Source organism: Pseudarthrobacter sulfonivorans, from assembly GCF_031454915.1.
Classification (GTDB): Bacteria; Actinomycetota; Actinomycetes; order Actinomycetales; family Micrococcaceae; genus Arthrobacter; species Arthrobacter sulfonivorans_C.
In genome coordinates, this window is the sequence record NZ_JAVDRS010000001.1 from 247,123 (window position 1) to 273,520 (window position 26,398).

Here is a 26,398-nt window from a genome sequence, read left to right on the forward strand (position 1 = left end):
GGCATGACCCGCATCGCTATTATCGGCGGCCACGGCAAAGTGGCCCTCCACCTGTCCACGCTCCTCGCCACAGAGGGACACAGCGTCACCTCGATCATCCGTAACCCGGACCACGCCGCAGACGTCGCGGCAACGGGGGCAATGCCGGCGGTCCTGGATGTTGAAAACTCGACGACGGCGGAAATCGCCGAAGCGATCAGCGGCCACGACGCCGTGGTCTGGTCAGCCGGTGCCGGCGGCGGGAATCCGACGCGCACCTATGCGGTGGACCGTGACGCGGCCATCCGGTCCATGGACGCGGCGGCGGAGGCCCGCGTCGGACGCTATGTCATGGTGTCCTATCTGGGCGCCGGACCGGACCACGGCGTCCCCGGGGATAACTCCTTCTTCGCTTATGCGGACGCCAAAGCGGCGGCGGATGAGTACCTGCGCGGCACGCAACTCGCCTGGACCATCCTGGGTCCCGGCAGCCTGACGGACCAGCCAGCCACCGGCCTGATCGAGGTCAACCCGCCGCGGGACGGCAACGGGGCAACCTCCCGCAGCAACACGGCCAGTGTGGCAGCGGCGGTGTTGGACCTGCCCGAGACTGCGGGGCGGACCATCGAATTCCGCGACGGCACCCTGCCCATTGCCGCAGCGCTCGAACCGAAGCCGTAGCGCCCAAGGCCGGGGCGGCGGCACCCCGATAGCGGGTTCAGGCGCTCACGGCGAGTTCCAGGTCCAGGCTGTTCTTCTCCACGTAGTCGAGGGCGCAGCGGACGGCGCCCACCGTCACCACGGAAGCGCCGAGAGGGGACACGGCAACCCGCGGGGGTGTGGCCGTGTAGCGGGGCAGGCGTTCGGCGATCGGCCCCAGGAGCACACCCGCGGAATTGGCCACGGCGCCTCCGATCACCACCAGTTCAGGGTTCGTCATGGTGGCGATGGACCCGATGACCCTCGCCATCCTGTCGGCCAGGCGTGCGAGTATTTTTAGTGCCACAGCATCGCCGGCCGCTGCGGCCGCGAAGACCTGTTCAGCCTCGGCGCCCTCGGCGGCAAACTCCCGGAGCGATGTTTTGGCTTTGCCGGCGACGGCATCCGCGGCCCACGTCCTGGCCATCGCGGCGATGCCGTACGTGTCTCCCACGCCCTCCAGGAATTCGAGGTAGGCGAGTTCGCCGGCGCCGCCGCCGCGGCCGTGCAGCAGCCGCCCGCCGTCGATCACCCCTGAACCCAGGCGTTCGCTGGCGAGGATCACCACCACATCGTCCACACCGGCCGCGGCACCGCGCCAGCGGTCCCCGAGGGCGGCCAGGTTGGCGTCGTTCTCCAGCAGGACAGTCCAGCCGCGGCGCTGGTACATGGCGGACTTCAGCCCGACGTCGAACAGGCCCCAGAAGTGCTGGGTGGTCAGCACCTCGCCGTTGCGGTCCACTGGGGCCGCTATTCCGGCGCAGGCGGCGAGGACGTCGTCGGGGGACGCGCCCACGCTGCGCAGGGCCATCATCGCGGCCTGGTCAATGCCGGCGATACGCTCCTCGGCTGATATTTCGGCATCCGCGAAGGGCTGGCTGGCCCGTCCCAGCGCTTTGCCGCGCAGGTCGGACACCACCACGGTGGCCTTGAGGATGCCCACATCCATGCCCAGGACATAGCCTGCCCGCTCGTTGAGTTCAAACCGGCGTGCGGGCCGGCCCTTCTGGTAGCCGCCGAATGCGCGCTGGTTTTCCAGTTCACGGATCCAGCCCCGATCCATCAGCTCCTCGCAGACCGAGATGGCCGTGGCCCTGGTGAGCCCCGTGGCATCCATGACTTCTGAGACCGTCACTGCCTGTGTGGCGCGGAGGAAGTCCAGCACTGCTCCGGCGCTGACGCGCCGCAAAAGCTGGGGTGTTGCCGAGGTAATTTCCGCCATGGTGTTGACCTCCTTGTGTCCTGCACCACATAATACTTGAGGAACTAAATTTAGATCCAAAATAAACACCCTGGCTTGCCACCATTTCCTGCGTTCCCCTCATCCCATCGCAAAGGAGCAACCGTGAAACGCACCCCAACGCATTTTCAGCCGTTGCCACAGCAGTACCTCGCCCGTCCGAGTTCCCTCAGGGCACTGCCGTCCACGTCAGCCCACGCGCTGTGAACGCAGCTGTGAAGGCTGGTCCGACGACGGTCCACCGGACGCTGAGCCGGCGGTCCCTGCTGCGGATGGCCGGGCTGGCCGGGGCGGCGGCACTGATGCCGCTCACCGGCTGCGCCTCCGGTGCCAGCCGGCAGGACGGCGTCACCACCCTTCGGTTTATGCAGAACAAGCCCGAAGTGGTGGACTATTTCAACCAGGTCATCAAGGATTTCGAGGCGCTCAACCCGGACATCCGGGTCATCCAGGACTTCAACGAGGGGAACTTCGTTCCAGGCCTTGTGCGCAATGATCCGCCGGACGTGGTCACCCGCGGCTTTGCCCAGGCCACCGGAGACTTTGTCCGCAGGGGCATTTTCGCTGACCTCGCCGACCTCCCCGAAGCCTCCACGGTTGATCCGAAGATCCAGGAACTCGTCAACTCGTGGGGCCAGTACAACGGCCATGAAACCAATGCCCTGCCGTTCTCCCTCGCAGCCGCCGGGGTGATTTACAACCGGGACATCTTTGATGCGAAGGGCGTGGCCGTTCCCGCCACCTGGGACGAGTTCGTGGCAGCCTGCGAGACCTTCAAAGCTGCCGGCATCACGCCCATCTACGGAACGTTCAAAGACCCCTGGACCCTCGCCCAGGGGATGTTCGACTACGTCTCCGGAGGCTCCCTGGACACGGCGGAGTTCTTCACCAGGATCAACGCCAAGGGTGCGGACATCAGCGCGGGCGCCGCGGAGTCCTTCACCAGCAACTTCAGGGCCGCGCTGCCCAAAATGCTCCAGCTCACCTCCTTTTCCCAGAACGGCGCCAGCAGTAAGAACTACGCCGACGGAAACGCGGCCTTCGCCAAGGGACAGGCCGCCATGTACCTCCAGGGTCCCTGGGCCCTGTCCCAGCTGGTTACCGCCAACAAGGACATCCGGGTGGGTACCTTCCCGCTGCCCGTCACGAACAACCCGGCAGATACCAAGGCCCGCGTGAACGTGGATATGGCGCTGTCCATCACCCGGAACACACCCAACATGGCTGCGGCCCGCCGCTTCGTGGGCTACCTGCTGGAACCGGCTGTGGTGAACACCTACAACGAAAAGAACGCGGCCTTCTCGCCGCTGAAGAACGCCCCGCCGGTGACCAACCCCCAGATCAGCGGACTGGACGAATCGGTCAGGAACGCCCGCTACTACCAGGGCGCCGCCACGTATTTCCCGCCGTCGGTTCCACTGCACAACTACATCCAGTCCTTTGTGTACAGCAAGAACGGGGACCAGTTCCTTGCCGCCCTCGACGACGAATGGCGCCGGGTCGCCGAACGGACGGCCGTCTGATGCCCACCACCTCTCCAGGAGTCCCCATGACCGCTTCCACCACCGTGGACACCGCCCGTTCCGTGCCGCCACCCGCCACGGGGGTGGGCGTGGTGCGGTCACCGCGACGGATCGACCCCACTTATTACTGGATGGTGGTGCCCGTCCTGGCGCTGTTCGCCTTCTTCATCACCCTGCCTGCGCTGGTAGGCGTCTTTTTCAGCCTGACCAACTACGCCGGCTACGGAGACTGGAAGTTCATCGGGTTCGCCAATTACGTGAACATCTTCAAGGACCCGGCCATCCTGCAGTCCTACATCTTCACCTTCGTTTTCGCCCTGACCACCACCGTTGTGGTCAACATAGTGGCGCTGGCGATCGCCCTCGGACTGAACGCGAAAATCAAGTGGCGCACCGGCATCCGCACCGTCTTTTTCATTCCCATGGTGCTTTCGGCCCTGGTGGTGTCCTTCGTCTTCAACTACCTGTTCTCCAACACGCTGCCGGTGCTCGCTGAACGGTTTGGTTTCACGCCACTTGCCACCAGCATCCTGGCCAACGAAAACCTCGCCTGGCTGGCCATTGTCCTGGTCACGGTGTGGCAGGCGGCGCCGGGCGCCACCATCATCTACCTCGCAGGCCTGCAGAGTGTTCCAGCGGAGGTGTATGAAGCAGCGGACCTTGACGGCGCGGGAAGTTTCCGGCAGCTGTTCAGCCTCACGCTGCCGCTGATTCTCGGGTACCTGGTCATCAACGTCATCCTCGGGTTCAAAGGCTTCCTGGGGACCTACGAGATCATCGTTGGCCTCACCGGCGGGGGCCCGGGCATGGCAACCCAGTCCGTGGCCATGCGGATCTTCTCCGGCTTCACCGGCGGGGATTACTCCTACCAGATGGCCAACGCCGTCATCTATTTCCTGATCACCCTGCTGATCTCCATCGTCCAGCTGCGCCTCATCCAGCGCCGGGGGGTTTCTCTCTAATGACCACATCACTATTGCCGCTGCGCAGGACACGCCGACCCGAACAACGGACGTCGGGAGCAGAAGGCTTCAAGATCAACTGGTGGCTCACCGCCCTGATGCTGGTGGCCTCCCTGACAGTGCTGCTGCCGCTGTACTTCACCGTGGCCATGGCACTGAAGTCCCCGGACCAGATTGGCACGGGGACAGGGCTCGCCTGGCCGGACCCGATGAACTGGGAGAACTTCGCCGCCGCCTACGTGGCCACCAACTTCCCGCGGGCCTTTATGTCCACAGCCTTTGTCACGGTATTCAGCGTCCTCGGTGCACTCATCTCCAGCTCTCTGGTGGCCTACGCCATCGCCCGGAACTGGACCCACCGGTTCTTCCGCGGGTCATTTGTGTACCTGCTCTCGGCCATGTTCATTCCCTTCCCGGTCATCATCCTGCCGCTGATCAAGCAGACAGCCATCCTGGGCCTGGATAATCCGGCCGGCGTGGTCTTCCTGCATGTGCTGGGCGGCATTTCGTTCAACGCCCTGCTCTACATCGCCTTTGTCCGCTCCATCCCGGTGGAGCTGGAGGAGTCGGCCCGGCTGGACGGCGCCACCACCTGGCAGGTGTTCCGCCGGATCATCTTCCCGCTGCTGGCACCGATGAACGCCACCGTGGGCATCTTCGCCTTCCTCGGCTCCTGGAACGACTTCCTGCTGCCGCAGATGATGATCGCGGACCCGGCCCTGCAGACCCTCCCCGTGGTCCAGATGCTGTTCCAGGGCGAGTTCAATACCAACTACAGCCTCGCGTTCGCGTCGTACCTCATGGCCATGGCCCCCACACTGGTGGTTTACATTCTGGCCCAGCGTTGGGTACTGTCCGGAGTCATGCGCGGGGCCGTCAAATAACTTTATGAATCCACCAGCAACAACCCCACCAATAGAAAAGGATCATCCTTTGTCCACCACTGCCACTCTGGCAACCTTGTCCGATTCAGACCTCGCGGCCGACCCCAACTGGTGGCGCCAGGCCGCCGTTTACCAGATCTACCCGCGCAGCTTCGCCGATTCCAACGGTGACGGCCTCGGCGACATCAAGGGCATCACTGCCAAGGTCCCATACCTGAAGGAACTGGGCATCGACGCCGTGTGGCTGAGCCCGTTCTACCCGTCGGCGCTCGCCGACGGCGGTTACGACGTGGACGATTACCGCAACGTGGACCCCAAGCTCGGTACGCTGGCGGACTTCGACGAGATGGCCAAGGCCCTGCACAGCGCCGGCATCAAGCTGATTGCCGACATCGTCCCCAACCACTCGTCCAACCGGCACGAATGGTTCCAGGAAGCACTCGCCTCGCCGCGGGGCTCCGCCGCACGGGACCGCTACATCTTCCGCGACGGGCTGGGCGAAAACGGCGACCTGCCGCCGTCGGACTGGGACTCCGTCTTCGGCGGCCCAGCGTGGGAACGCATCACCGAACCGGACGGAACCCCCGGCCAGTGGTACCTGCACATCTTCGCGAAAGAGCAGCCGGACCTGAACTGGGCCAACCGCGAAATCCGCGACGATTTCCTCAAGACCCTGCGCTTCTGGTCCGACCGCGGCGTGGACGGCTTCCGCGTCGATGTGGCCCACGCCCTGACCAAGGACCTGACCGAACCGCTGCTCTCCAAGCTTGAACTGACTGAGGCCAACAGCGGCACCGACGGGTTCGACGACGGCTCGCACCCCTTCTGGGACCGCGACGAAGTCCACGATATCTACGTCGAGTGGCGTGAGGTGTTCAACGAGTACAACCCGCCGCGAACCGCCGTCGCTGAAGCCTGGGTGCACGCCACCCGCCGCGCCCGCTATGCCAGCCCGGAGGGCCTGGGCCAGGCATTCAACTTCGACCTCCTCCAGGCCGACTTCGACGCCGAGGAATTCCGCGAAATCATCACCCGCAACCTGGCCGAGGCGAAGCAGACGGGGGCTTCGTCCACGTGGGTCTTCTCCAACCACGACGTCGTCCGGCACGCCACGCGCTATGGGCTGCCCAAAGCAGCGAAAGGACCTGCCGACAAGAAGCTCGCCAAGGGCCAGGACGGGAAGGCCTGGCTGCTGGCCGGCGGCCCCAAGGACGAGCTGGATGTGGAGCTGGGCGAGCGGCGCGCCCGCGCCGCCACGCTGTTGATGCTGGCCGTACCAGGTTCCGCCTATCTCTACCAGGGCGAAGAGCTCGGCCTGCAGGAAGTGGCGGACATCCCGGACTCCGAACGCCAGGACCCGGCCTTCTTCCGGAACAAGGGTGTTGAGGTGGGCCGTGACGGCTGCCGGGTGCCGCTGCCCTGGAAGGTTGAAGGGGCGTCCTTCGGCTTCGGCGACGGCGGAGCGCACCTCCCGCAGCCGGACTGGTTCAGCAAGTACGCGGTCGAGGCTCAGGACGGCACCAACAACTCCACACTGGAGCTGTACCGCAAGGCCCTGAAGCTCCGCCGGGAACTCCAGGCTGAGGAGGAACTGGAGTGGATCGAGACCGGCAACCCGGAGGTGCTGCACTTCAGCCGTCCCGGCGGCTGGCAGTCAGTGACCAACTTCGGGGACACCGCCGTCGACCTTCCCGCCGGAACAGTGTTGCTCACCAGCGACCCGTTGGAGGACGGCAAGCTGCCCGCAAACAGCACGGTCTGGCTGCGCTGATGCCATCTTCGGCGGCGGCGGCGGCCGTGCCGGGCGGGGCCGCCTGATGCAGGAACTCATCTATGGCTGCATGGGCCTGGGCGGCAGCTGGTCCGACGAGCCGCATGGCGCAGACCATGTGGACGAGGCTGCTGCCGCCGTCGAGGCTGCGCTGGCTGCGGGGATCACGCTGTTCGACCACGCGGACATCTACCGCAGCGGCAAGTCCGAGGCTGTCTTCGGCGAGGTGCTGGCGGCAACGCCCGGCCTGCGCCACCGCATCCGGCTGCAGACAAAGTGCGGAATCCGGCTCAATGAACGCGGGCTGGCAACGCATTATGACCTGAGCCGGGAAGCCATCCTGGAACGCGTTGACGGCAGCTTGAAACGGTTGCAGACGGACCATGTGGACGTGCTCCTGCTGCACCGCCCCGATCCGCTGACGGACCTGGCGGAGGTGGCGGCCGCCGTCGGGCAGTTGATCGCCGAAGGCAAGGTTCTGCAGGTGGGGGTGTCCAACATGTCCGGTGCGCAGATCCGGGCGCTGCAGGACCGGCTGGAGATGCCCGTGGTGGCCAACCAGCTGGAGATGAGCCTGCTGAAGCGGGCCTGGCTGGAGAGCCAGGTCCTGGTGAACCACGCAGACTCGCTGGACTACAGCTTTCCCCACGGCACAGTGGAATACTGCACCGGGAATGGGGTCACCCTGCAGGCGTACGGGGCGCTGGCCCGCGGGCTGTACACCGGTGCAGCTGCGGAAGACCCGACGGCGGCGGAGACGGCCGCCGCTGTCCTCGTCCGCGAGCTGGCCGGCACCTACGGCACCACGGGGGAGGCTGTCCTCCTGGGCTGGCTGATGAAGCATCCCGCGGGCATCGCGCCTGTGATCGGCACCGTGAATCCCGCACGGATCGCCGCGTGCGCGGACGCCGGCCGGGTGGCGGACGCCATGACCCGGGCGGACTGGTACGGGCTGTGGATCGCTGCGCGCGGCGGCAACCTCCCCTAACCCGCACCGGTGGTGGAGCCGGTAATGTTCGTATTGGTCACCCCGTCAGGCAATCCTGCTTAGCGCTGGCAGGGCCCGGCCAGATACGGTAGAAGCATGACGTCAACCACCGCCACCGAGACCGTTCGGCCCGAGCGCCACATCCCAGCTGAAATCGCCCGTTCCTGGCTTCTGGTCAACGCGATGAAAACCGAACTGTTCGACCAGTCGGCCGTTTCCCGCGCCGACTCGATCATCCTGGACATCGAAGACGCCGTGGACCCGTCACAGAAGGACCAGGCCCGCGGAAATGTCATTGACTGGCTGAGCGGCGGCGGCAAGGCCTGGGTCCGGATCAACGATGCCACCAGCCCCTTCTGGGCAGCCGACCTCGCCGGACTGCGCGGCACCCCGGGCCTGCTCGGCGTGATGCTCGCCAAGACCGAGTCAGCTGACCAGGTCACCGAGAGCTTCCACCGGATGGACGGCAAGACTCCCGTCATTCCGCTGGTGGAATCCGCACTCGGCATCGAGGAGGCCAACAACATCGCCAAGGCCCAGGGTGCCTTCCGCCTGGCCTTCGGCTCCGGCGACTTCCGCCGCGACACCGGCATGGCCGCCACGGCCGAGGCAATGGCCTACCCGCGCGCCAAACTGGTCGTTGCCAGCCGCGTGGGCAACCTGCCGGGCCCCATCGACGGACCTACTGTCGGCACCAACCACCCCATCCTGCGCGAGCAGACCGGGATCACCGTCATGATGGGCATGACCGGCAAGCTGTGCCTGGCCATCGACCAGACCAACGTCATCAACGAAGTCATCAGCCCCACGCCCTCCGACGTTGCCTGGGCCACCGACTTCATGGCTGATTTTGAAGCCAACGGCCGGGTCATCCGTGACGGTTCGGACCTGCCCCGCCTGGGCCGCGCCGAAAAGATCATGAAGCTCGCCGTGGCGTTCGGGGTGCAGCCGGCGCTCTGACGCCGCAGCCACCCTTTTGACGAGCAGTTCAGGAGACCCCGTGACCGGTACGCGCTATCTGGTTCACGGGGTCTTTTGGGACGGTGCCCCGGCCGCGTCCGCAGGGCACGACGGCGGCAGCCCGGTTCTCCGCCTGCAGTCACCATCCGGTGGCTTCCGCGAGGTGAGCCTCCAGCCGGGGGACCGGTTGGGTTTCGACGTCGCCGCCCGCGGCAGGTTCTGCCTGGGTCACCACAAGGTCCACTCCGCCACCAGCCGGACCCACGTCCTGTGCGCTGCCAGCGCGCCGGCGGCCAAGGGCAAACAATGCGAACGCTGTTTTGTGCTGGACGACTCCAGGCTCATCCATGACTTCCACCGCGGCGGCTACGTGCCCGACGGGCTGCGGACCTACCTCCTGCAGGAACACTGGCTCTACGTGGCGACCTTCGCGGGCGGGGCCAGCAAGGTGGGTACCGCGTCCGGCCTCAGGAAATGGAACCGGCTCGCGGAACAGGGAGCCGTGGTGGCCAGGTACGTGGCAAGGGCACAGGACGGGCGGGTAGTGCGGATCCTTGAGGACATGGTCACCCGGGAGGCCGGACTCGTCCAGCAGGTCCGCTCAGCCGCGAAGGCCGACGCCCTCACCAGCCCGTCGCCCGAGGCCGCACTGGACGCCGTTAACGCCGGCCACGCCGCGGGCGCGCGCGCCCTGCTGGCACAGGCCGCCGTCGAAGATTTTGACGTGGTGGACGAGCGCTGGGTACGGCCAGGGCAGGCAGCCGCACTCTGCAGTCCGGCGCTGCGCCACGCATACCCGCACGCGCTCGACGACGGCCAACACGGTTTCACCATCGCGGCGCTCAGCGGGGCCAACGCCCTGGCGCGGCTGGCCGGCACGGACTCGGAGTTCGTGGTGAACCTCGGCCAGCTGGCAGCGCGGACCGTTGTCCTGGGCGACTTCGCGTCGGACGTGCCGGCCGTGCAGGAATCCCTGTTCTGAACCCTCGCTAGAATTGGACGGTGCTGAACGAATTCTGGAACACCGCGCCCACCGCCTACAAGGTCACCGTCTTCAGTGCCATGGGGCTGATCGGCGTGGGAATCATCCTGAACCTGATCGGCAACACGTCCGGAAACCAGGGCCTGGCCACAGCTTCGCTGGCGGTCATCGGGCTGGGACTGGTCCTGCACATCGTCGGCATTGTGGTCCGGGGACAGGCGATCAGGAAAAACCTCAGGCGTTAGCCGCCGCAGCGTTCCGGCGCACATGGCTGCGGGCGTGCTCCACGGCAGCCGGAAGGTCCTCGAACAGATGCTTGTGGTGGCGCAGCGAACGGATCACACCGACGTTGGTCACCAGGGCAAGGTGGTCCGGCCGGACGCCCTTCAGGAGGACCGTGATGCCGCGCAATTCCAGAGCCGAGATGACCTCCACAAGCGCATGCGCGCCGGTAGCGTCAAGCATCCGCAGCTGCGAGAGCCTGATGATGGCCACCTGGATGTCCTTGACCTGGCTGATCTCCTGGAGGATGCGTTCCGCGGCGCCGAAGAACATGGCACCGTCCAGCCGGAAGACCGCAATATGCTCGTCACCGTCAGCGCGGAGCCCCGGAACCTCCTCACGCTGCACACTGCTCAGTGAGGCGAATTTGCGCAGCGTGAAAAGCGCGGCCGCGGCCAGGCCAATCTGGATCGCCACGATCAGGTCGAACGCCACGGTGATGATCGCCGTGAGGACAAAGACCGCCGCATCTGAGCGCGTGGAACGGAGGATCGCGTTCACCGTACGCCGGGACACCATCCGGACCGCGGTGACCATCAGCACGCCGCCCAGGGCCGCCAGCGGAATCCGGCCCACGAGCCCGGCGGCCAGGTAGACAATGCCCAGCAGCACCACGGCATGCACCACGGCGGACAGGCGGGTCTTGGCGCCGGAGCGCACATTCACGGCGGTCCTGGCGATGGCGCCCGTGGCCGGCATACCGCCGAACATACCGGCGGCGATGGAAGCCAGGCCCTGGCCCGTCAGTTCGCGGTCCGGGCTGTAGGCGCCGCTTGGGGTTGCGTCCGGCCCCGCCATGCCGCCTGCCACACGGGCCGAGAGCAGCGATTCGATGGCTGCGAGGGCGGCAATGGCGACGGCGGGCATCGCCAGGGAGCCCAGGGAGGCCAGATCCATGGCGGGCAGGGAGGGGGAGGGGAGGGAGTGCGGCAGCGCGCCGATCCTGGGTACGTCCAGCCGCAGGAGTTCGGCAGCCGCCGTCGCCAGCAGCACACCGAGCAAGCTCGCCGGCAGTGCCCGGAAATACTTCTGGAGCAGGATCATTACGACGGCGACACCCGCCACGAGCGCCAGCGTCAGCGCAACTGTGGGCGCCGCAGCTCCGGAGGCCGTCTCAATGGCAGCGAGCAAAGTGTTGTGGCCCGGGGTCCCGGCCGTCCCGGTCGCCAAGGGTACTTGCTGGAGGAAGATGATGGCCGCGATACCGAGGGTAAAGCCCTCCACTACTGGCCAGGGGATGAAGGCCACGGCCTTACCCAGGCCGCTGATGCCGAGGGCACAGACCATCAGACCCGCCATCAATGACACCAGTGCCACGCTCGCGGTCCCGTGCACAGCCACGACGGGCGCCAGGACAACCACCATGGCGCCGGTGGGCCCAGACACCTGGACGTGGGAGCCCCCCATGACGGCGGCCACCAATCCGGCCACTATCGCGGTGATAAGCCCGGCCTCGGCGCCTACCCCGGAACTGACCCCGAACGCGAGTGCCAGCGGCAACGCCACGATGCCCACCGTGATCCCGGCCAGGATGTCTGTCCGCCAGGACCCGCGGAGGCCGGTGTAGTCCCGCCGGGAGGGAAGGAAGCGGGTGAGGGCCCGTGAACTCGTGCGCAGGCCCGCGCTCACGACGCCGACTCCCCGGACAAGTGCCCGGCCGGCAGTTGCTGCGCCAACCGGAGCTGTTCGTTGGAGTCGGCGAGGCTGTCCAGCAGGAACGTGCGTGCGATGGCCAGCAGTTGTGAAATCCCGGGGTGCGCCAGGCGGTAAGTCACGGCATTGGCGCTGCGCACCGACGTCACCACCTTGTGCCTGCGCAGCGTGGCTAAATGCTGGGAGAGATGGGAAGCCTCCAGCCCTGTTTCGGTCAGGAGGTAGCTCACAGCTGCAGTGTTTTCGGGAGCGGCAGCCAGCAGTTCCAGGATCCTGATCCTTGCTGGGTGGGCCAGTGCCTTGAACAGGTTGGCTTTGATCTCGTAAAGGGGAGCCTGGGCGGGAGACAACATATGAGCGCTCCTCTGCGGATCGATTACGGCCCACTTGATGGGATGATAAATCCATCATATCAACCGGATGCAAGACCCCTGACTGCTGCCCGGAACGATAGGCTTGAGGCCATGACTATCAATCCGGACCTGCAGGGCCGCAGCTACCCTGCCGCAGAGGTGTACGACGTCGGCCGCGAGAAAATCCGCGAGTTCGCGCGCGCCGTCAAGGCAACCCACCCAGCCCACTTCGACGTCGAGGCCGCCAAGGCCCTGGGCCACACCGACCTGGTTGCGCCGCCCACGTTCGCCATCATCGTCGCGCAGCGCGCCGATGCGCAGCTGATCGAGGACCCGGATGCCGGCATCGACTTCACCCGCGTGGTCCACGCCGACCAGCGCTTCATCCACCACCGGCCCATCTTCGCCGGCGACCGCCTGGTGGCCGAACTCCACGTCGACGGCGTCCGCGCCATGGGCGGCGGCGCCATGATTACCACCCGCCAGGAAATTTTTGCCCTGACCGACGGCGGCACCGATTCACGCGAGGCCGTCGCCACCGCCACATCATCCATCCTCGTCCGCGGAGAGGGACAGTAACCATGAGCCCCAGCTTCCACGAACTCAGTGCCGGCCAGGACATCGGCAGCCGCACCATCGAGGTCACCAGAACCGACCTCGTCAAGTACGCCGGCGCGTCCGGCGACTTCAACCCCATCCACTGGAACGAAGCCTTCGCCACCGGCGTGGAACTGCCCGGCGTGATCGCCCACGGCATGTTCACCATGGGTGCCGCCGTGCAGCTGGTGACCGACTGGGCAGGCGACCCCGCCGCCGTCGTCGACTTCCAGACCCGCTTCACCAAGCCGGTTCTGGTCACCGACACCACCGGCACCACCGAGCCCGGCGCCACCATCGAGGTGAGCGGAGCCATTGGAAAGCTCGACGCCGAGGCGGGCACCGCCCGCGTGGACCTCACCGTCGTTTCGGCGGGCCAGAAAGTGCTCATGAAGGCCCAGGCCGTGGTCAGAGTCTCCTGATCCGGTGTATCCGTTCACAAGAGCTGCCTCGATTTCCCGATAGTGTGGATGGGTGACTTCCACTATGCTCTCCCAGCTCACCACGGCCGCCGTCGGGGGCCCCGCCGGCAAGTACGTTGAGGCCCGGACCGAGGCGGAAATCATCGACGCCGTCCGCACGGCAGATGCTGCGGGGGAGCCCGTCCTCGTTATCGGGGGCGGCTCCAACCTCCTGATTTCCGACGACGGGTTCCCCGGCACCGTGGTCCGGATCGCCTCGGAGGGATTCACGGTCAACGCCGAGGACTCCTGCGGCGGCGTGGCGGTAGTGGTCCAGGCCGGCCACAACTGGGATGCCCTGGTGGAGCACGCCGTGCTGCATGCCTGGTCCGGCATCGAGGCGCTCTCCGGCATCCCCGGGGCCACAGGTGCCACACCGGTCCAGAACGTCGGCGCCTACGGCTCTGAGGTCGCCCAGACCATCGCTGCGGTCCGCACCTGGGACCGGACCCGGAACGCGGTGCAGACCTTCACCAACTCCGAGCTGAAGTTCGGCTACCGGGATTCCATCCTGAAGCAGACCACCGTGGACGGGTCACCCCGCTACATCGTGCTGACCGTCGAATTTCAACTGCCAATCGGCCGGATGAGTGCGCCCATCCGCTACGCAGAGCTGGCACGCTCCCTCGGAGTTGAGCCCGGAAAACGGGCTTACTCCAACGATGTCCGGCGTGAAGTGCTCCGCCTGCGCTCGTCCAAAGGCATGGTGCTGGACGCCGCGGACCGGGACACCTATTCCACCGGCTCGTTCTTCACCAACCCGGTTGTTCCCCTCGAGGTGGCGGCGACGCTGCCCGAATCGGCGCCGCAGTATCCCGCCGGTGCCGGCGGCCTGGTCAAACTCTCCGCTGCCTGGCTGATTGACCAGGCCGGGTTCGGCAAGGGCTACGGCCTGGAACCGGACAGCGCCTCAGGCGGGCGGGCGGCGCTGTCCACCAAGCACACCCTGGCCATCACCAACCGCGGCTCAGCCAGCGCGAAGGACATGCTGGCGATCGCACGTGAGGTGCGGGACGGCGTCGCCGAACGCTTTGGCATTGAACTCCACCCGGAACCGCTGCTGATCGGGTTGACGCTCTAGCGTCAGCCGGGCTGTGCGGCGGCAGCGATGAGGCTTTCCTCGCTGCCTGTCAGCCTGATGTTCGCCGCCGTCCCCATCAGGGCGGCGGCCCATCCGGTGAGGGCGAGGTAGGGGCCGGTAAACAGCCAGACCAGGAACCCCGGCACGCCCGGGTTGGTGGTGGCGGTGAGGATGCAGACTGCCAGGCCGGTCACGGCGGTGGCGTGGGCGAGGATCCAGAGCACCCGGCCGCTGGGCGGGTAGAGCTTCCAGTCGCGGACGACGTGGAGCGTGATGCGGGTGACCCTGACGCCGGGAAACAGGACGGCGTATCCTCCGCCGAGGCAGAGGAACAGGGAGGGCAGCAACACCTCAAGCGCTGCGTCACCATAGCCCGGGTATCCCATGGCCGGGGCGAGCCCGACAGCCACGCCCACGAGGACCGCAACGGTCCCTCCCACCATCCATCCTTTTGTTTCACGCTCGAACAACTGCCACAAACTCCCCAAAGTCATGCTTCTACCCTATCGGGAGAGGTCCTAGGATGAGGGCATGGCAGCGAACCGGGTAAGCCGCAGGCTCATGGGCAGGCTCCGGCTGGCCTCGCAGGGGCTGCTCGGGCCCGGGCTGGGCTCGGTTCCGGACGCGGTCCGCTGGATGACGGCCACCCAGGCGCAGGACCTGCAGGCGGCGCTGTGGGCCATCGGCCTCCGTGTCCCGGGGTCAGGGCTGGCGGATGTCCGGGCTGCACTGGAGGACGGCAGCGTGGTCCGCTCCTGGCCGATGCGCGGGACCCTGCACCTGGTGGCACCGGAGGACCTGCGGTGGATGCTGGACCTGACCGCTGAACGGCTTACCCGGATGATCGCCGGCCGGCACCGGGAACTGGACATCACCTGGGCTGACGTCGAAAAGTGCCGCGACGTGGCCTTGGAGCGGGTGGCCGGCGGCGGTTCTGTCAGCCGCAGCGAACTTTTCGCCGTTTTTGAGGCCGCCGGGCAGCCCACCACCGGCCAGCGGGGGATCCACATCCTGGGGACGCTGTGCCGCCATGGCTGGCTGGTCCAAGGCCCGCTGGCCGGAAACCAGCAGTTGCTGGTGGCGTTCGACGAATGGATCCCCAACTCGCGGGAACTGGAGCGGCAGGACGGGATCGCCGAGTTCGCGCTGCGCTACTTCCGGAGCCACGGCCCGGCCACCCTCCGTGATTTCGCGTGGTGGACGCAGATTCCCCTGACCGAAGTCCGGTCCGCTTTCGAACAGATCCGTGGCCAGCTGGTGGAGCTGGAATTCGGCGATTCCAGCTATTGGGTGTCGCCGGAGACCGCATCCCTGCTCGACGGCGGCGTGCCCGGCCAACGGTCCGTGCTCCTGCTGCCCGGCTTCGACGAGTTTCTGCTCGGCTACCAGGACCGGAGCCTGGTGCTTGCGCCGGAGCATGCGAACAAGATCGTCCCCGGCGGCAACGGCGTGTTCAAAAAAACCATCGTGGCCGGGGGAGAGGTGATGGGCACGTGGGGCCGCGCAGGCACCAGCCGTAGCGCCGCCGTCGTGCCTGAACTTTTCGACGACGCCAGGCCGCTCGGTGCCAACGCGCGGGCCGCCTTCACAAGGGCCGCCGAACAGTACCTCGAGTTCCTCAACACCTGACAGCAAACAGCAACGCGGGGTCACTTACGACCCCTCCGCGGGCGCGGATCGGGCGGTAAGTGACCCCGCGTTGCTGTTTTAGCGGCGGGAGGGCTACAGGTTCCCGGTGGCGATGTTGAGCATGCGGCGCAGCGGCTCGGCGGCGCCCCAGAGCAGCTGGTCGCCCACGGTGAACGCGCTGATGTACTGCGGGCCCATTTCCATCTTGCGGATTCGGCCCACCGGGATGTCCAGGGTTCCGGACGCGGCGACGGGGGTGAGGCTGGCCATGGAGGCTTCCTTGGTGTTGGGGATGACCTTGGCCCACTCGTTGTCATCGGCGAGGAGCTTCTCGATCTCGGCAACGGACAGGTCCTCGCGGAGCTTGAGAGTCAGCGCCTGGGAGTGGGAGCGCATGGCTCCGATGCGGATGCACAGGCCGTCCATGATGATGCGGTTTTCGTCCGAGGTGCCCAGGATTTTGTTGGTTTCAACCCCGGCCTTCCACTCTTCCTTGGACTGCCCGTTGCCGAGGTCCGCGTCGATCCACGGGATCAGGGAGCCTGCCAGCGGCACGCCGAACTGGGTGGCGTCGATGTCTGTGCGCTGGTGGGCCAGGACCTTGCGGTCGATTTCGAGGATGGCCGACGCCGGGTCGTCCAGTTCCGAGCTGACCTCGGCGTTGAGTGTGCCGAACTGGCTGAGCAGCTCGCGCATGTGCCGGGCGCCGCCGCCGGAGGCCGCCTGGTAGGTCATGGAGGTACCCCATTCGACGAGGCCGTTCTTGAACAGCCCACCCAGGCCCATCAGCATGCAGGACACGGTGCAGTTGCCGCCGATGAAGTCCTTGGTGCCGTTGACGAGGCCCTTGTCGATGACATCGCGGTTGATCGGGTCCAGCACGATGATGGAGTCGTCGTTCATACGCAGGGTGGACGCGGCGTCGATCCAGAGGCCGTCCCAGCCGCGGCCGCGCAGCTCGGTGTGCACGCGCTTGGTGTAGTCCCCGCCCTGGGCGGTGACAATAATGGGCAGCTTCGCCAAGGTGTCGACGTCGAACGCGTCCTCGAGTTTGCCGGCACCGTTAGCAAACGAGGGGGCGGCACCTCCTGCGTTGGACGTGGAGAAGAACACCGGGTTGAGGTTGGCGAAGTCGCCCTCGTCCTGCATGCGCTGCATCAGGACGGAGCCGACCATGCCGCGCCATCCGACCAGGCCGACGGAGGGGGTAGCTGCTGTAGTCATTCGTACAGTTTAGACTTCGGAACCGGCACTGCGCAGTCGGTTACGTCACGGCCCAACGCACGACGGCGGCGGGTGCCCTGCTTCGGCGTCAGTCGAACTGCCGGGCTGTGGGTTCGGGAAGTCCGCGTTCGGCGCGAAGGCGTCTGGCCTTTGCCGCGACTACGGCCAGACGGGCGGCGTACGCCACCCCGGCCACACCTCCAGCGGTCAGAAGCAAAGCTCCCCACAGGGGATCCTTACCCTGGCTGGTTGGGCCCGCTACCAGGAGGATCGAGAATACCGCCACCGCGGCGAAGAACAGAGCCATCACCACAAATCCGCCGGCAGACCGCACGGTGGGGTGGGAACTGGCGGTCACCACGCCGATCTCATCCCGGGCGTAGCTGTGCAGCTCGCCGTTTATTGTCCGCGTGAGGACTCTTTGCTGCCCGGCGGCCACGGCCTGCTGGTGCCTTTGCCGTACTTCTTCATCCCGGCGGGAGCGCACATCGCGGCTATTCATTCGACGCCGTCATAGCGGCGCGCCGCTGGGTGCAGGGAGTCCGCGTTGTTTCCTGATTTTCTTGGCCTTGATCTCTGAGACGGCGCAGTGAAGCCCCCACCAGACCATCGCCGCCGCGAAGGCACTCAGCATAAGGAACCCCCAGGCTGGTTTTCCGTCCGGCGACCATGCGCCTGCTGCCATGACTGTGGTCATGATGCCAAAAGCCGTCATGACGGCGGTCACCACGAGGAGGCCCCGTAGCGTGGAGACCCCAGTACGTCCGCGATGGGGTGGCCTCCCCATCTGCGCAAACGCAAAAAACAAGCCGTCAGCTGCGTTTGCTTTCCTCCAGCACAGCCTGCTTCCGTGCGCGCAGGGCGAAGAACGCGCCGAACGCGAAGACCTGCGTGACCACCACCAGCACGATGGCCCCGGCGATCTTGTTGCCGCCCACGATCATGGTCAAGCCAACAATCGCAGACAGCAGCGCGAGCAACGGCAGGAGCATATAGCCCAGCACAAACAGTGTTTCCGGTTTTTTCAACATTTCAGCCCTGCGTCCTAACCCATTTGGTAAACCTGTACCGCGTCCCGTTGGCTGCCGTCAGCCACCCGTCCGGCGGGACGGCCGAAGCCGCCTCCCAAGTTTCGTCGAGCTCCGGAGCGAAGGTGTCGCCGTCGGCCTCCACATCGATGGTGGTGACCACCGCGATGTTGGCGAGATCGGTGGACTGGCGGAACACCTCGCCTCCGCCCAGGATCCACACAGTCTCACCGCCGTCGACGAACTGGGACTCCAGGAGCGCATCATCGAGGGAAGGAACCACGACGGCGCCCTCCGCCTCGGGTGAATCGCCCCAGTTTTTCTGCCGGGTAATCACGATGTTGGTCCGGCCAGGCAACGGACGGTACTTTTCCGGGAAGGACAGCCACGTCTTTCGCCCCATGATCACCGGGTGCCCAACGGTGAGCCGGGTGAAGTGCTTCATGTCTTCGGGCAGGTCCCACGGCATGTCGCCGTCCTTGCCGATCACACCGCCCGAGGTCTGCGCCCACACCAGGCCGACGCCCGTGACGGTGTCGGCAAGCTCCTCGGTAAAGGCCTGGGGGTCTGCTGTGTTCTCGGTGCTCATACGGCGATCGGAGCCTTAATTGTGGGGTGGTGCTGGTAGCCCACCACGTCGAAGTCGTCCAGCGTGTAGTCGAAGATCGAGGCCGGCTTCCGGGTGATCTTCAGCTGCGGGTACTCGTACGGTTCACGGTCCAGCTGCTTGAGGACCTGGTCCATGTGGTTCTCGTAGATGTGGACGTCGCCGCCGGTCCAGACAAACTCGCCCGGTTCCAGTCCAACCTGCTGCGCAACCATGCACGTGAGCAGGGCGTAGGAGGCAATGTTGAAGGGCACGCCCAAGAACATGTCCGCCGAGCGCTGGTACAGCTGGCAGGACAGCTTGCCGTCCGCCACGTAGAACTGGAAGAACGCGTGGCACGGCGGCAGGGCCATGTCCTTGAGTTCGGAGACGTTCCAGGCGGACACGATGTGACGGCGCGAATTCGGGTTGGCTTTCAGGTTTTCCACCAGTTCGGCGATCTGGTCGATGTGGCCGCCATCGGGAGTGGGCCAGCTGCGCCACTGCACTCCGTACACGGGACCCAGTTCGCCTTCGGCGTCGGCCCATTCGTTCCAGATGGTCACGCCCTGGTCCTGCATCCACTTCACATTGGATTCGCCGCGGAGGAACCACAGGAGTTCCACGGCAACGGACTTGAAATGCACGCGCTTGGTGGTGATCAGCGGGAAGCTTTTGCCCAGGTCGAAGCGGATCTGGCGGCCGAAAACGCTGGTGGTTCCGGTGCCCGTCCGGTCGGATTTGTGCGTGCCATGGGCCAGGACGTCGCGGAGGAGGTCTTCATAGGGCGTCGGGATGCTCACGGCTAAAGTCTACCGGGCGAGCTCGGGGGAGCAGCGCTGGCCGCCGCGGAAGACACGACCCCAACGATGATGATCGTTGTGTAGGCCATGATGGCCAGCACAGGAACCCAGACGACGGCCGGTCCGGTCAGACCCAGCCAGCCCTGAAGGCTAAGCCAGCTGTTCTGGGGCTTTTCTTGCGTCACGTCAGCCCTTTCTCAGCTTCCCACGGACCAGGTCCAGCAACAGCTCATCGCTTAGCCGGGCATCCCGTCCAGCATTGACCAGGAGGTCGACGGCGGCGGTCACCGCGTCGGGCAGTGGCACGCCTGCTTGGCCGGAACGGCCCGGCGACGGCTGCGCGACAACGGTGCCGTTCCGCCGTCGTGATTCAATAAGGCCCGCCGCCTCAAGTTCTTTGTAGGCCCGGTTCACCGTTCCGGCCGCGATGCCCAGGTCGGCGGCCAGGCTGCGGACCGTAGGTAGCCGGCTTCCTACGGCAAGGTCCCCGGTGGCGATCAGCGAGCTGATCTGCGAACGGATCTGCTCGTACGGCGGGGTCGCCGAACGCAGGTCTACGGACACGCCAGCGTTCATCGGGCCGCCTCCGGAACGGATCCCGCCGGGGATGCGGGAACGCGTGCGAATCCCCGAACCGGGATGACGGCGATTGCCACGCCAGTAGCCACGAGCAGTGCCCCGGCGGTGAGAGCCGGCTGCCACGTTGCGGTCCAGAATTCAGCAGGAAGATCCAAGGCCGGCGGCCAGGCAGCGCTTGCGGTCATCAGGAGCACGCCGCCTTGGACGCCATCCGATGGCAGTAAAACCACAAACCCGGCCTCCCGCAGTTTCCACTCACCCACGGCAGCCACCACCGTAATCGCCAGGTACAGCGCGGCGGCGATGATGCCCGTGGTGAGCAAAGCCGGGCTCACCACCTGGCGGGGCCTGGTCCTGGGTACCTCGTGGGAGCCATAGTTACGTTGAAGCAGCAGCTCGCCCGCGCCGGCCACGAGCAGGACGGCTGTTGCCATCAGTGCCACGAAGACCACGGCCTGCCCGGAAGAGCCGGCGCCCGGCAGAAAAAAACCGACCGCAAAAATCCCCAGCACCGCAACCACCACCGGTGCGATGCCCATGGCTGCCCCCAGAGAAACCGACAGCCTGGTGGCAGGGTGTGCAGCGGCCGGCGGTTCGGCAAGCCGTGGGCCGTTACCACCTGCGTGGGTGCCGGAGAGCTTCGGCGGCGCCCACCACCACATCGTCACCAGCACCACCAGCGCTGCTAATCCCGCGGGATTCGTCCAGCCGCCGGTTGCGTTGGCGGCAGGGTCCGGCCGGGCCGCGAAATTGCCGGCCACCGCGGCAAGCCCGGCGGCGATGGTTGCAACGGTCCTCAGCAGCCTGTTCATGGCGATGGTTCGCAGCAGGTCATTCTCTGCCGCATCCAGTGCCTCGAGCTGCCGGCGGCGGCTGATGAGCATCAGCACCAAGGCGGTTCCCAGGGCGAGGGCCAGCCACGCAGTACCCAGGCAGGCGGCAAGGACCCATCCCGGGATGCGTCCGTCCCCTCCGACGCGGTGGAAACCGTCGGAGCCTACCTGCTGGGTGCTGTACGGGATGGAGTCGTAGCGGGGAAGGCTTGCTATAAAGCCAATCAGAAGGGCCGATCCTGCAAAGATGGCCACCACCGTCCACGCGAGGCCGCGTGGCAGGAAGTCCCTGATCCGGCGGACCTCCAAGGTGGCCGACCTGCGGGGAAACTGCGGGCCGGGATAGCTCAGCTGCCCGATGGCGTGGACGGCCATGCAGCCAAGGATCGGCCATGCCAGCGCCCCCAGGATGCTTGCCGGCGTCGACAGGACAGCCGAGGAACTGCCCGCAGGAAGGATGCCGGCGGTTCCCGCGGATTGCAGGGAACTGGCCAGCCATCCGATCACGCCGATCCACAGCGCGTGCTGGGAAACGGTGACCGCCGACGTCCCGCCGCCCGGTGCCCGGATGACCCACCTCAGCAGCAGGTACACGCCGGAAGCCAACAGGAACGGCCAGAGCAGCACCATGGGTGGCACATTGTGGAAGGCAAATTCGAAACTGTCGGCGGTTGGCACATCATCCCCCAGATTCATGCATCAATGTACTAAGTATTTGATACAAAAATCCTGGGGTCAACGGCTTATGGCTCAGTCGTCAAAAGGCTTGAACTGCTCCACCGCCACGATGCGGTGCTTGTGGTTGACAGCCACGTGGCACACCACCAGTTCCCCCGGGGACAGGTACGGGTCAGCGTCCGGCAGGAGCGCACGCAGGCGGCCCGGCATGTGCTTGCCCAGTTGGGCCAGTACGGTGGGCAGCGCCGGCCGGTGGGTGCACAAGGCCACAGAATTGTGTTTATCCAGAAGCGACTCGATGACGGCCGCAGTCTTTTTAGGCGTGCGGGCATGACGGTGTTCCGTCAAAGCGTCCACGAGTTTGACCTTTGCCCCCGAGGCTTTCAAATACGGCGCCACCGTGGACACACAGCGCCGCCACGGACTGGTCACCACACGCGGGGGCTGCCACGCCTGCAACAGCCGGCCGACCGCCTGCGCTTGCCGGATCCCGGTGGCCGCCAGAGGCCGCTCACCTTCCGCTTTGGTCCAGGACGAGCGTGGTTTAGCCTTTGCGTGCCGCACCACAATGAGGGGCCAAGTGTCCAACTGGTCGTTTTTGTGGGCGGCCTGCAGATGCTCCAGAGGGGCGATGTCGGACGGGTTGGACAGCAGTCCGGCTGCGGTTTCCGGGGCGCACCACACTACGCGGTCCACCTCCTTGCCGTCAGGAACAAGGCGGTCCCCGTTAACGCGGACCGCCCAGTAGTGGACCACTTTGAGGCCCGAGGGCACGTGGTAGTGGATGGGCGGCAAGGGGATGCCCAGGGGTGCCGAAAGCCCGATCTCCTCCCGCACCTCACGTGCGGCGCATTCGGGGAGGGTCTCGCCGGGGTCAATTTTGCCCTTGGGCCAGGACCAGTCGTCGTATCTGGGCCGGTGGATCACCAGGACTTCAAGGCCGTCCGAATTGATCCGCCACGGGATGGCACCAGCCGCGACCACCGCGACCGGTTCGCCGGGATGGTCAGTCTGGTCTGCTACGAGGATGTCGCTCGACAACGCCGGCCCTACCGCCGGCTCAGGCTGCGCTGGCGCGTGCGCGATGCCAGCAGCCAGGACTGGATGTCGTCGAGGTGCGTACCGTCGTCGGAAATGTGGTGGCGGTTCCACATCCCCTCGTTGTCCAGGTGCCAGCTGGCTGTCTCCGGATCCATGTACCGGCCCAGCAGATCCAGAACGTAGGTGATGTCGTCCGGATTAGCCAGCTGGACCAGCGCCTCCACCCTGCGGTCCAGGTTGCGGTGCATCATGTCGGCTGAGCCGATGTAGACCACCGGGTCACCGCCGTTGGCGAACGCGAACACGCGGGAGTGCTCCAGGAAGCGGCCCAAAACGGAGCGGACTGTGATGTTCTCGCTGAGGCCCGGGACTCCGGGGCGCAGCGAGCAGATGCCGCGCACGATGACGTCCACCTTCACGCCGGCCTGGGAGGCGCGGTAGAGGGAATCGATGATGGCCTCATCCACCATGGAGTTGACCTTGATCTGCACGCGTGCGGCCAGACCGGCACGGGCGTTACGGATCTCGGTCTCGATCCGGTCAATGAGCCCGGAGCGGACAGAGCGGGGAGCCACCAGCAGGCGCTTAAACGTTGATTTGGGGGCGTAGCCGGACAGTTGGTTGAACAGCTTGGAAAGATCCTCACCCACCTGCTCGTTGGCTGTCAGGAGGCCAAGATCCTCGTAGTAGCGGGCCGTGCGTGGGTGGTAGTTGCCGGTGCCGATGTGGCAGTAGCGGCGCAGCCCGTCCACTTCCTGCCGGACCACGAGTGACAACTTGCAGTGTGTTTTCAGGCCCACAATGCCGTACACCACGTGAACGCCGGCCTGTTCAAGCTTGCGGGCCCAGGAAATGTTGGCCTGCTCATCGAACCGGGCCTTGATCTCCACAAGCGCCAGCACTTGTTTGCCTGCCTCGGCCGCATCGATCAGGGCGTCAACAATGGGGGAGTCGCCTGACGTCCGGTACAGGGTCTGCTTGATCGCCTGGACCTTGGGGTCTGCTGCGGCCTGTTCCAGGAACGCCTGCACGGAGGTCGAGAAGGAGTCATACGGGTGGTGGAGCAGGATGTCGCGGCGGCGCATGGCCGAGAAAACGTTGGCGGCCTTGGACGTCTCGGACTCGTTGAGGAACCGGGAAGTATGCGGCATGTGCTTCGGGTAATGAAGGTCGGCGCGGTCAATGCCGGCAATGACTGACAGGCCACGGAGGTCAAGCGGAGCCGGAAGCGAATACACCTCGGACTCTTCCACGCCGAGCTCGCGGATCAGCAACGCCCGGATGTTCGGGTTGATGTCGTTGGTGACCTCGAGGCGGACGGGCGGTCCGAACCGGCGGCGCAGCAGTTCCTTTTCCAGCGCCTGCAGGAGGTTCTCGGCGTCGTCCTCTTCAACCTCAAGGTCCTCGTTGCGCGTAACGCGGAAGATGTGGTGTTCCAGGACTTCCATGCCCGCGAAGAGCTTGTCCAGGTGGACGGCGATGACTTCTTCCAGAGCGATGAAGCGTGCCACGCGCCCTGCCACGGCCCCGGCCCGCGGGCCGTCGATGGAGATCAGGCGGGGAAGCTGGTCCGGGACCTTGAGGCGGGCGAAGAGTTCTTTGTCGCTCACGGGGTTGCGCACCACCACGGCGAGGTTCAGCGAGAGTCCCGAGATATACGGGAACGGGTGTGCCGGGTCCACGGCCAGCGGCGTCAGGATGGGGAAGACCTTTTCGGCGAACATCGCGCTGAGGTACTGCTTGGCGGCGTCGTCCAGTTCGTCCCAGTGCATCAGATGGATGTGCTCGTAGGCGAGTGCAGGGCGGATCTGGTCCGCGTAGACCTGGGCGTGGCGCTGCTGAAGGCGGTGGGCCTCGTCGCCGATCTTTTCAAGCACCTCTACTGGGCTGAGCCCGGCGGGGGAGGACACGGCGAGGCCGGTGGCGATGCGCCGCTTCAGGCCGGCAACCCGGACCATAAAGAACTCGTCCAGGTTGGACGCGAAGATGGACAGGAAGGCGACGCGCTCCAGCAAGTGGAGGTCGGGATCCTCGGCCAATTCCAGGACACGGGAGTTGAAGGCGAGCCAGCTGAGCTCGCGGTCCAGGAACCGGTCCGGGCGGATGTCGCCTTCGGGTACCAGGTTGGGCGCAAACTCGGGAATGTCGATCCGATCCTGCGTGGCGCGCGAGGCAGGTACTTCAGATGAGCCAAAGCGGGCCCGAACCGGCACTGAAGGGCCCTCGGACGTGATTGTTCCCGCGGGTTCCGGTTTCATGGTGTCTCCTCTTACCTGGCGCTTGATGCTGGCCCACGGCCGGCGCGGTTCTCTACCAACCTTACAATCAAACCCAGTCCAGAGGCCTTGGATTTCGCGCCAACAACGGCCGTGCGGCAGCCGAGTGGGCTAACTCACTCGGGCGGACCTAGACGGCCGCCACCGGCCCGTACATCACGTCCATGTCCCAGCGGGTGAAGCCCAGGCCACGGTAAAGAGACACTGCCGGTGCGTTATCCGCATCCGTATAGAGCATGACGGCATGCAGCCCAAGTCCCTGCAGGTACCTGATTCCAGCCACGGTGAGGGCCTTGCCCAGGCCCATGCCCTGCGCGGCCGGCGTGACGCCCACCGCGTAGACCTCACCGATCGCCGGGTGCGCCCCATGGCGCTGGTGCACTTTGGTCCAATGGAAACCCAGCAACCGGCCCTCTGCGTCCTCGGCCAGCAGGAAGCCGGCGGGATCAAACCATTCCTCAGCCATCCGGGCGTCCAGATCCGCACGCGTCAACGAGCCCTGCTCGGGATGGTGGGCGAAGGCGGCGCGGTTCGCTGCCAGCCAGCCGTCCTCATCCCGGCCCGGCACAAAGGCGCGGAGCGTGACCCCGTCCGGAAGGCCGACGTCGGGCAGTTCAGCGGTGGCGGTGGTCAGCCTCATCTTCCAGAGCTCGCGCACCGGCCCGTAGCCGTAGCGGGCGGCGAGGTCCGCTGCGGCCTCATGGTTGCCGTGGGACCAGGCCTTCAGCCCGTCCAGCCCACGCCCGGCCTGCAGCGCACCAACAAGACGGTCCGCTACGCCCTGGTTGCGGTAGCTGGGGTGTACTGCGATTTCCAGCACGCCGCTGCCGTCGGCATCTTCCACCACCACCGCCACTCCGGCCAGGTCCTGGCCGGAGGAGGGGTCTGAGTCCTCGTCCGGGGCGTAGAGGGCAAGGGTCAGGAGGGCGTGTTCGGCGGAATCGCCGGCGCGGAGCGTCACCACTGTCTGCTCGGACAGGGAAGGGTTGCCGTCCGATTCCTCGGCGGCTGCCAGGAGACCCAGGCAGTCCTTCAGCAGTTGCTCATCCACACCACCGTGGACAACGAGGACGGGCCATTTTTCCGGGTGCGCAGGACTCATGAGGCAAGGCTATACGCCCTGGCTGGAACGTGCCCCGATTTGATGGCTGCCAGGCGGTTACGTATAGTCGGTACCTCACCCGGCAGCAGGCCCGCCGGCGCGAGGGGGATCCACCACTGGGGTGGCCTCGATACGTTCGACCCGTATGTCCTCCACCAACAAAGTTCAATGCAACGCAACAGCCCCGGACCAATGGCCCGGGGC

The 26,398-nt window shown here is 66.0% G+C and carries 27 protein-coding genes; 13 read left to right on the top strand and 14 right to left on the bottom strand.

Annotation, left to right across the window (positions count from 1 at the left end):
• Positions 1–3 precede the first annotated feature (3 nt).
• Complete coding sequence (locus J2808_RS01075; protein ID WP_309810359.1) at positions 4–660, top strand: SDR family oxidoreductase; 657 nt, start codon at positions 4–6, stop codon at positions 658–660.
• Positions 661–697: 37 nt separating this feature from the next.
• On the opposite strand, the gene J2808_RS01080 is transcribed toward J2808_RS01075, so the two are convergent.
• Complete coding sequence (locus J2808_RS01080; protein ID WP_309810361.1) at positions 698–1,900, bottom strand: ROK family protein; 1,203 nt, start codon at positions 1,898–1,900, stop codon at positions 698–700.
• Between the two features lie 221 nt (positions 1,901–2,121).
• Here J2808_RS01080 and J2808_RS01085 point away from each other — a divergent pair, with 221 nt between their 5' ends.
• From J2808_RS01085 to J2808_RS01120, 8 genes are all read left to right on the top strand, one after another.
• Complete coding sequence (locus J2808_RS01085) at positions 2,122–3,441, top strand: ABC transporter substrate-binding protein (protein WP_309810363.1); 1,320 nt, start codon at positions 2,122–2,124, stop codon at positions 3,439–3,441.
• 26 nt (positions 3,442–3,467) lie between these two features.
• Positions 3,468–4,403: a carbohydrate ABC transporter permease gene (locus J2808_RS01090; RefSeq protein ID WP_309810365.1), complete on the top strand. Its 936-nt coding sequence runs from the start codon at positions 3,468–3,470 to the stop codon at positions 4,401–4,403.
• Positions 4,403–5,287: a carbohydrate ABC transporter permease gene (locus J2808_RS01095; RefSeq protein WP_309810368.1), complete on the top strand. Its 885-nt coding sequence runs from the start codon at positions 4,403–4,405 to the stop codon at positions 5,285–5,287. The genes J2808_RS01090 and J2808_RS01095 overlap by 1 nt, the downstream gene beginning before the upstream one ends.
• A gap of 49 nt (positions 5,288–5,336) precedes the next feature.
• Positions 5,337–7,058: a glycoside hydrolase family 13 protein gene (locus tag J2808_RS01100; protein ID WP_309810370.1), complete on the top strand. Its 1,722-nt coding sequence runs from the start codon at positions 5,337–5,339 to the stop codon at positions 7,056–7,058.
• Between the two features lie 46 nt (positions 7,059–7,104).
• Complete coding sequence (locus J2808_RS01105; protein ID WP_309810371.1) at positions 7,105–8,046, top strand: aldo/keto reductase; 942 nt, start codon at positions 7,105–7,107, stop codon at positions 8,044–8,046.
• Between the two features lie 96 nt (positions 8,047–8,142).
• Positions 8,143–9,006 (top strand): HpcH/HpaI aldolase/citrate lyase family protein, encoded by an 864-nt coding sequence (locus J2808_RS01110; RefSeq protein WP_309810374.1) that lies wholly within the window; start codon positions 8,143–8,145, stop codon positions 9,004–9,006.
• Between the two features lie 40 nt (positions 9,007–9,046).
• On the top strand, positions 9,047–9,988 hold the full coding sequence (locus J2808_RS01115; RefSeq protein WP_309810378.1) for a DUF2797 domain-containing protein: 942 nt from the start codon (positions 9,047–9,049) through the stop codon (positions 9,986–9,988).
• A gap of 20 nt (positions 9,989–10,008) precedes the next feature.
• On the top strand, positions 10,009–10,233 hold the full coding sequence (locus J2808_RS01120) for a DUF3188 domain-containing protein (protein WP_309810381.1): 225 nt from the start codon (positions 10,009–10,011) through the stop codon (positions 10,231–10,233).
• On the opposite strand, the gene J2808_RS01125 is transcribed toward J2808_RS01120, so the two are convergent.
• The gene (locus J2808_RS01125; protein WP_309810384.1) at positions 10,223–11,899 is read right to left on the bottom strand and encodes a SulP family inorganic anion transporter; all 1,677 of its coding nucleotides are present in this window, start codon (positions 11,897–11,899) and stop codon (positions 10,223–10,225) included. The two genes, J2808_RS01120 and J2808_RS01125, sit on opposite strands and share 11 nt — an antisense overlap.
• The gene (locus J2808_RS01130) at positions 11,896–12,276 is read right to left on the bottom strand and encodes an ArsR/SmtB family transcription factor (protein WP_309810387.1); all 381 of its coding nucleotides are present in this window, start codon (positions 12,274–12,276) and stop codon (positions 11,896–11,898) included. Before J2808_RS01130 ends, J2808_RS01125 begins: the two co-directional genes overlap by 4 nt.
• 111 nt (positions 12,277–12,387) lie before the next feature.
• On the opposite strand from J2808_RS01130, the gene J2808_RS01135 reads away from it, so the two are divergent.
• From J2808_RS01135 to J2808_RS01145, 3 genes are read left to right on the top strand one after another with little or no spacing between them, the layout of a single operon-like run.
• Positions 12,388–12,855, top strand: coding sequence for an FAS1-like dehydratase domain-containing protein (locus J2808_RS01135; protein WP_309810392.1), 468 nt, complete (start codon positions 12,388–12,390; stop codon positions 12,853–12,855).
• A 2-nt stretch (positions 12,856–12,857) separates the two neighbouring features.
• Positions 12,858–13,295, top strand: a complete 438-nt coding sequence (locus J2808_RS01140) for a MaoC family dehydratase (protein ID WP_309810395.1) — start codon at positions 12,858–12,860, stop codon at positions 13,293–13,295.
• Positions 13,296–13,347: 52 nt separating this feature from the next.
• Positions 13,348–14,415 (top strand): UDP-N-acetylmuramate dehydrogenase, encoded by a 1,068-nt coding sequence (locus J2808_RS01145; RefSeq protein ID WP_309810397.1) that lies wholly within the window; start codon positions 13,348–13,350, stop codon positions 14,413–14,415.
• Positions 14,416–14,417: 2 nt separating this feature from the next.
• On the opposite strand, the gene J2808_RS01150 is transcribed toward J2808_RS01145, so the two are convergent.
• Positions 14,418–14,909, bottom strand: coding sequence for a hypothetical protein (locus J2808_RS01150; protein ID WP_309810399.1), 492 nt, complete (start codon positions 14,907–14,909; stop codon positions 14,418–14,420).
• A gap of 37 nt (positions 14,910–14,946) precedes the next feature.
• On the opposite strand from J2808_RS01150, the gene J2808_RS01155 reads away from it, so the two are divergent.
• Positions 14,947–16,044 (top strand): winged helix DNA-binding domain-containing protein, encoded by a 1,098-nt coding sequence (locus J2808_RS01155; RefSeq protein WP_309810404.1) that lies wholly within the window; start codon positions 14,947–14,949, stop codon positions 16,042–16,044.
• A 93-nt stretch (positions 16,045–16,137) separates the two neighbouring features.
• On the opposite strand, the gene asd is transcribed toward J2808_RS01155, so the two are convergent.
• From asd to mshD, 10 genes are all read right to left on the bottom strand, one after another.
• Positions 16,138–17,268 carry an aspartate-semialdehyde dehydrogenase gene (gene asd, locus J2808_RS01160; protein ID WP_309810406.1) on the bottom strand — a complete coding sequence of 377 codons (1,131 nt, stop codon included), beginning with the start codon at positions 17,266–17,268 and terminating at the stop codon, positions 16,138–16,140.
• Positions 17,269–17,356: 88 nt separating this feature from the next.
• A complete protein-coding gene (locus tag J2808_RS01165; protein ID WP_309810409.1) occupies positions 17,357–17,770 on the bottom strand; it encodes a hypothetical protein in 414 nt (137 codons plus the stop codon).
• Between the two features lie 310 nt (positions 17,771–18,080).
• Complete coding sequence (locus J2808_RS01170) at positions 18,081–18,299, bottom strand: NF038396 family protein (RefSeq protein ID WP_309810411.1); 219 nt, start codon at positions 18,297–18,299, stop codon at positions 18,081–18,083.
• Position 18,300: 1 nt separating this feature from the next.
• Positions 18,301–18,885, bottom strand: coding sequence for a dihydrofolate reductase (locus J2808_RS01175; RefSeq protein WP_309810413.1), 585 nt, complete (start codon positions 18,883–18,885; stop codon positions 18,301–18,303).
• The gene (locus J2808_RS01180) at positions 18,882–19,685 is read right to left on the bottom strand and encodes a thymidylate synthase (RefSeq protein WP_309810415.1); all 804 of its coding nucleotides are present in this window, start codon (positions 19,683–19,685) and stop codon (positions 18,882–18,884) included. Before J2808_RS01180 ends, J2808_RS01175 begins: the two co-directional genes overlap by 4 nt.
• A gap of 186 nt (positions 19,686–19,871) precedes the next feature.
• Complete coding sequence (locus J2808_RS01185) at positions 19,872–20,261, bottom strand: GntR family transcriptional regulator (protein WP_309810417.1); 390 nt, start codon at positions 20,259–20,261, stop codon at positions 19,872–19,874.
• Entirely contained in the window at positions 20,258–21,727 is a 1,470-nt protein-coding gene (locus tag J2808_RS01190; protein ID WP_309810420.1) for a hypothetical protein, read from the bottom strand. Before J2808_RS01190 ends, J2808_RS01185 begins: the two co-directional genes overlap by 4 nt.
• Positions 21,728–21,847: 120 nt before the next feature.
• The gene (locus J2808_RS01195; RefSeq protein ID WP_309810422.1) at positions 21,848–22,816 is read right to left on the bottom strand and encodes an NUDIX hydrolase; all 969 of its coding nucleotides are present in this window, start codon (positions 22,814–22,816) and stop codon (positions 21,848–21,850) included.
• 8 nt (positions 22,817–22,824) lie between these two features.
• The gene (locus J2808_RS01200; RefSeq protein ID WP_309810425.1) at positions 22,825–25,074 is read right to left on the bottom strand and encodes an RNA degradosome polyphosphate kinase; all 2,250 of its coding nucleotides are present in this window, start codon (positions 25,072–25,074) and stop codon (positions 22,825–22,827) included.
• A gap of 148 nt (positions 25,075–25,222) precedes the next feature.
• Positions 25,223–26,194 carry a mycothiol synthase gene (mshD, locus tag J2808_RS01205; RefSeq protein ID WP_309810428.1) on the bottom strand — a complete coding sequence of 324 codons (972 nt, stop codon included), beginning with the start codon at positions 26,192–26,194 and terminating at the stop codon, positions 25,223–25,225.
• Positions 26,195–26,398: the final 204 nt, after the last annotated feature.

Bases quoted from the DNA above. Each gene is read 5' to 3' on its own strand.
- J2808_RS01075 (WP_309810359.1), top strand. From the start codon at position 4: ATGACCCGCATCGCTATTATCGGCGGCCACGGCAAAGTGGCCCTCCAC.
- J2808_RS01080 (WP_309810361.1), bottom strand. From the start codon at position 1,900: ATGGCGGAAATTACCTCGGCAACACCCCAGCTTTTGCGGCGCGTCAGC.
- J2808_RS01090 (WP_309810365.1), top strand. From the start codon at position 3,468: ATGACCGCTTCCACCACCGTGGACACCGCCCGTTCCGTGCCGCCACCC.
- J2808_RS01095 (WP_309810368.1), top strand. From the start codon at position 4,403: ATGACCACATCACTATTGCCGCTGCGCAGGACACGCCGACCCGAACAA.
- J2808_RS01105 (WP_309810371.1), top strand. From the start codon at position 7,105: ATGCAGGAACTCATCTATGGCTGCATGGGCCTGGGCGGCAGCTGGTCC.
- J2808_RS01110 (WP_309810374.1), top strand. From the start codon at position 8,143: ATGACGTCAACCACCGCCACCGAGACCGTTCGGCCCGAGCGCCACATC.
- J2808_RS01130 (WP_309810387.1), bottom strand. From the start codon at position 12,276: ATGTTGTCTCCCGCCCAGGCTCCCCTTTACGAGATCAAAGCCAACCTG.
- J2808_RS01135 (WP_309810392.1), top strand. From the start codon at position 12,388: ATGACTATCAATCCGGACCTGCAGGGCCGCAGCTACCCTGCCGCAGAG.
- J2808_RS01140 (WP_309810395.1), top strand. From the start codon at position 12,858: ATGAGCCCCAGCTTCCACGAACTCAGTGCCGGCCAGGACATCGGCAGC.
- J2808_RS01150 (WP_309810399.1), bottom strand. From the start codon at position 14,909: ATGACTTTGGGGAGTTTGTGGCAGTTGTTCGAGCGTGAAACAAAAGGA.
- J2808_RS01155 (WP_309810404.1), top strand. From the start codon at position 14,947: ATGGCAGCGAACCGGGTAAGCCGCAGGCTCATGGGCAGGCTCCGGCTG.
- asd (WP_309810406.1), bottom strand. From the start codon at position 17,268: ATGACTACAGCAGCTACCCCCTCCGTCGGCCTGGTCGGATGGCGCGGC.
- J2808_RS01165 (WP_309810409.1), bottom strand. From the start codon at position 17,770: ATGAATAGCCGCGATGTGCGCTCCCGCCGGGATGAAGAAGTACGGCAA.
- J2808_RS01170 (WP_309810411.1), bottom strand. From the start codon at position 18,299: ATGTTGAAAAAACCGGAAACACTGTTTGTGCTGGGCTATATGCTCCTG.
- J2808_RS01175 (WP_309810413.1), bottom strand. From the start codon at position 18,885: ATGAGCACCGAGAACACAGCAGACCCCCAGGCCTTTACCGAGGAGCTT.
- J2808_RS01185 (WP_309810417.1), bottom strand. From the start codon at position 20,261: ATGAACGCTGGCGTGTCCGTAGACCTGCGTTCGGCGACCCCGCCGTAC.
- J2808_RS01190 (WP_309810420.1), bottom strand. From the start codon at position 21,727: ATGGTGCTGCTCTGGCCGTTCCTGTTGGCTTCCGGCGTGTACCTGCTG.
- J2808_RS01200 (WP_309810425.1), bottom strand. From the start codon at position 25,074: ATGAAACCGGAACCCGCGGGAACAATCACGTCCGAGGGCCCTTCAGTG.
- mshD (WP_309810428.1), bottom strand. From the start codon at position 26,194: ATGAGTCCTGCGCACCCGGAAAAATGGCCCGTCCTCGTTGTCCACGGT.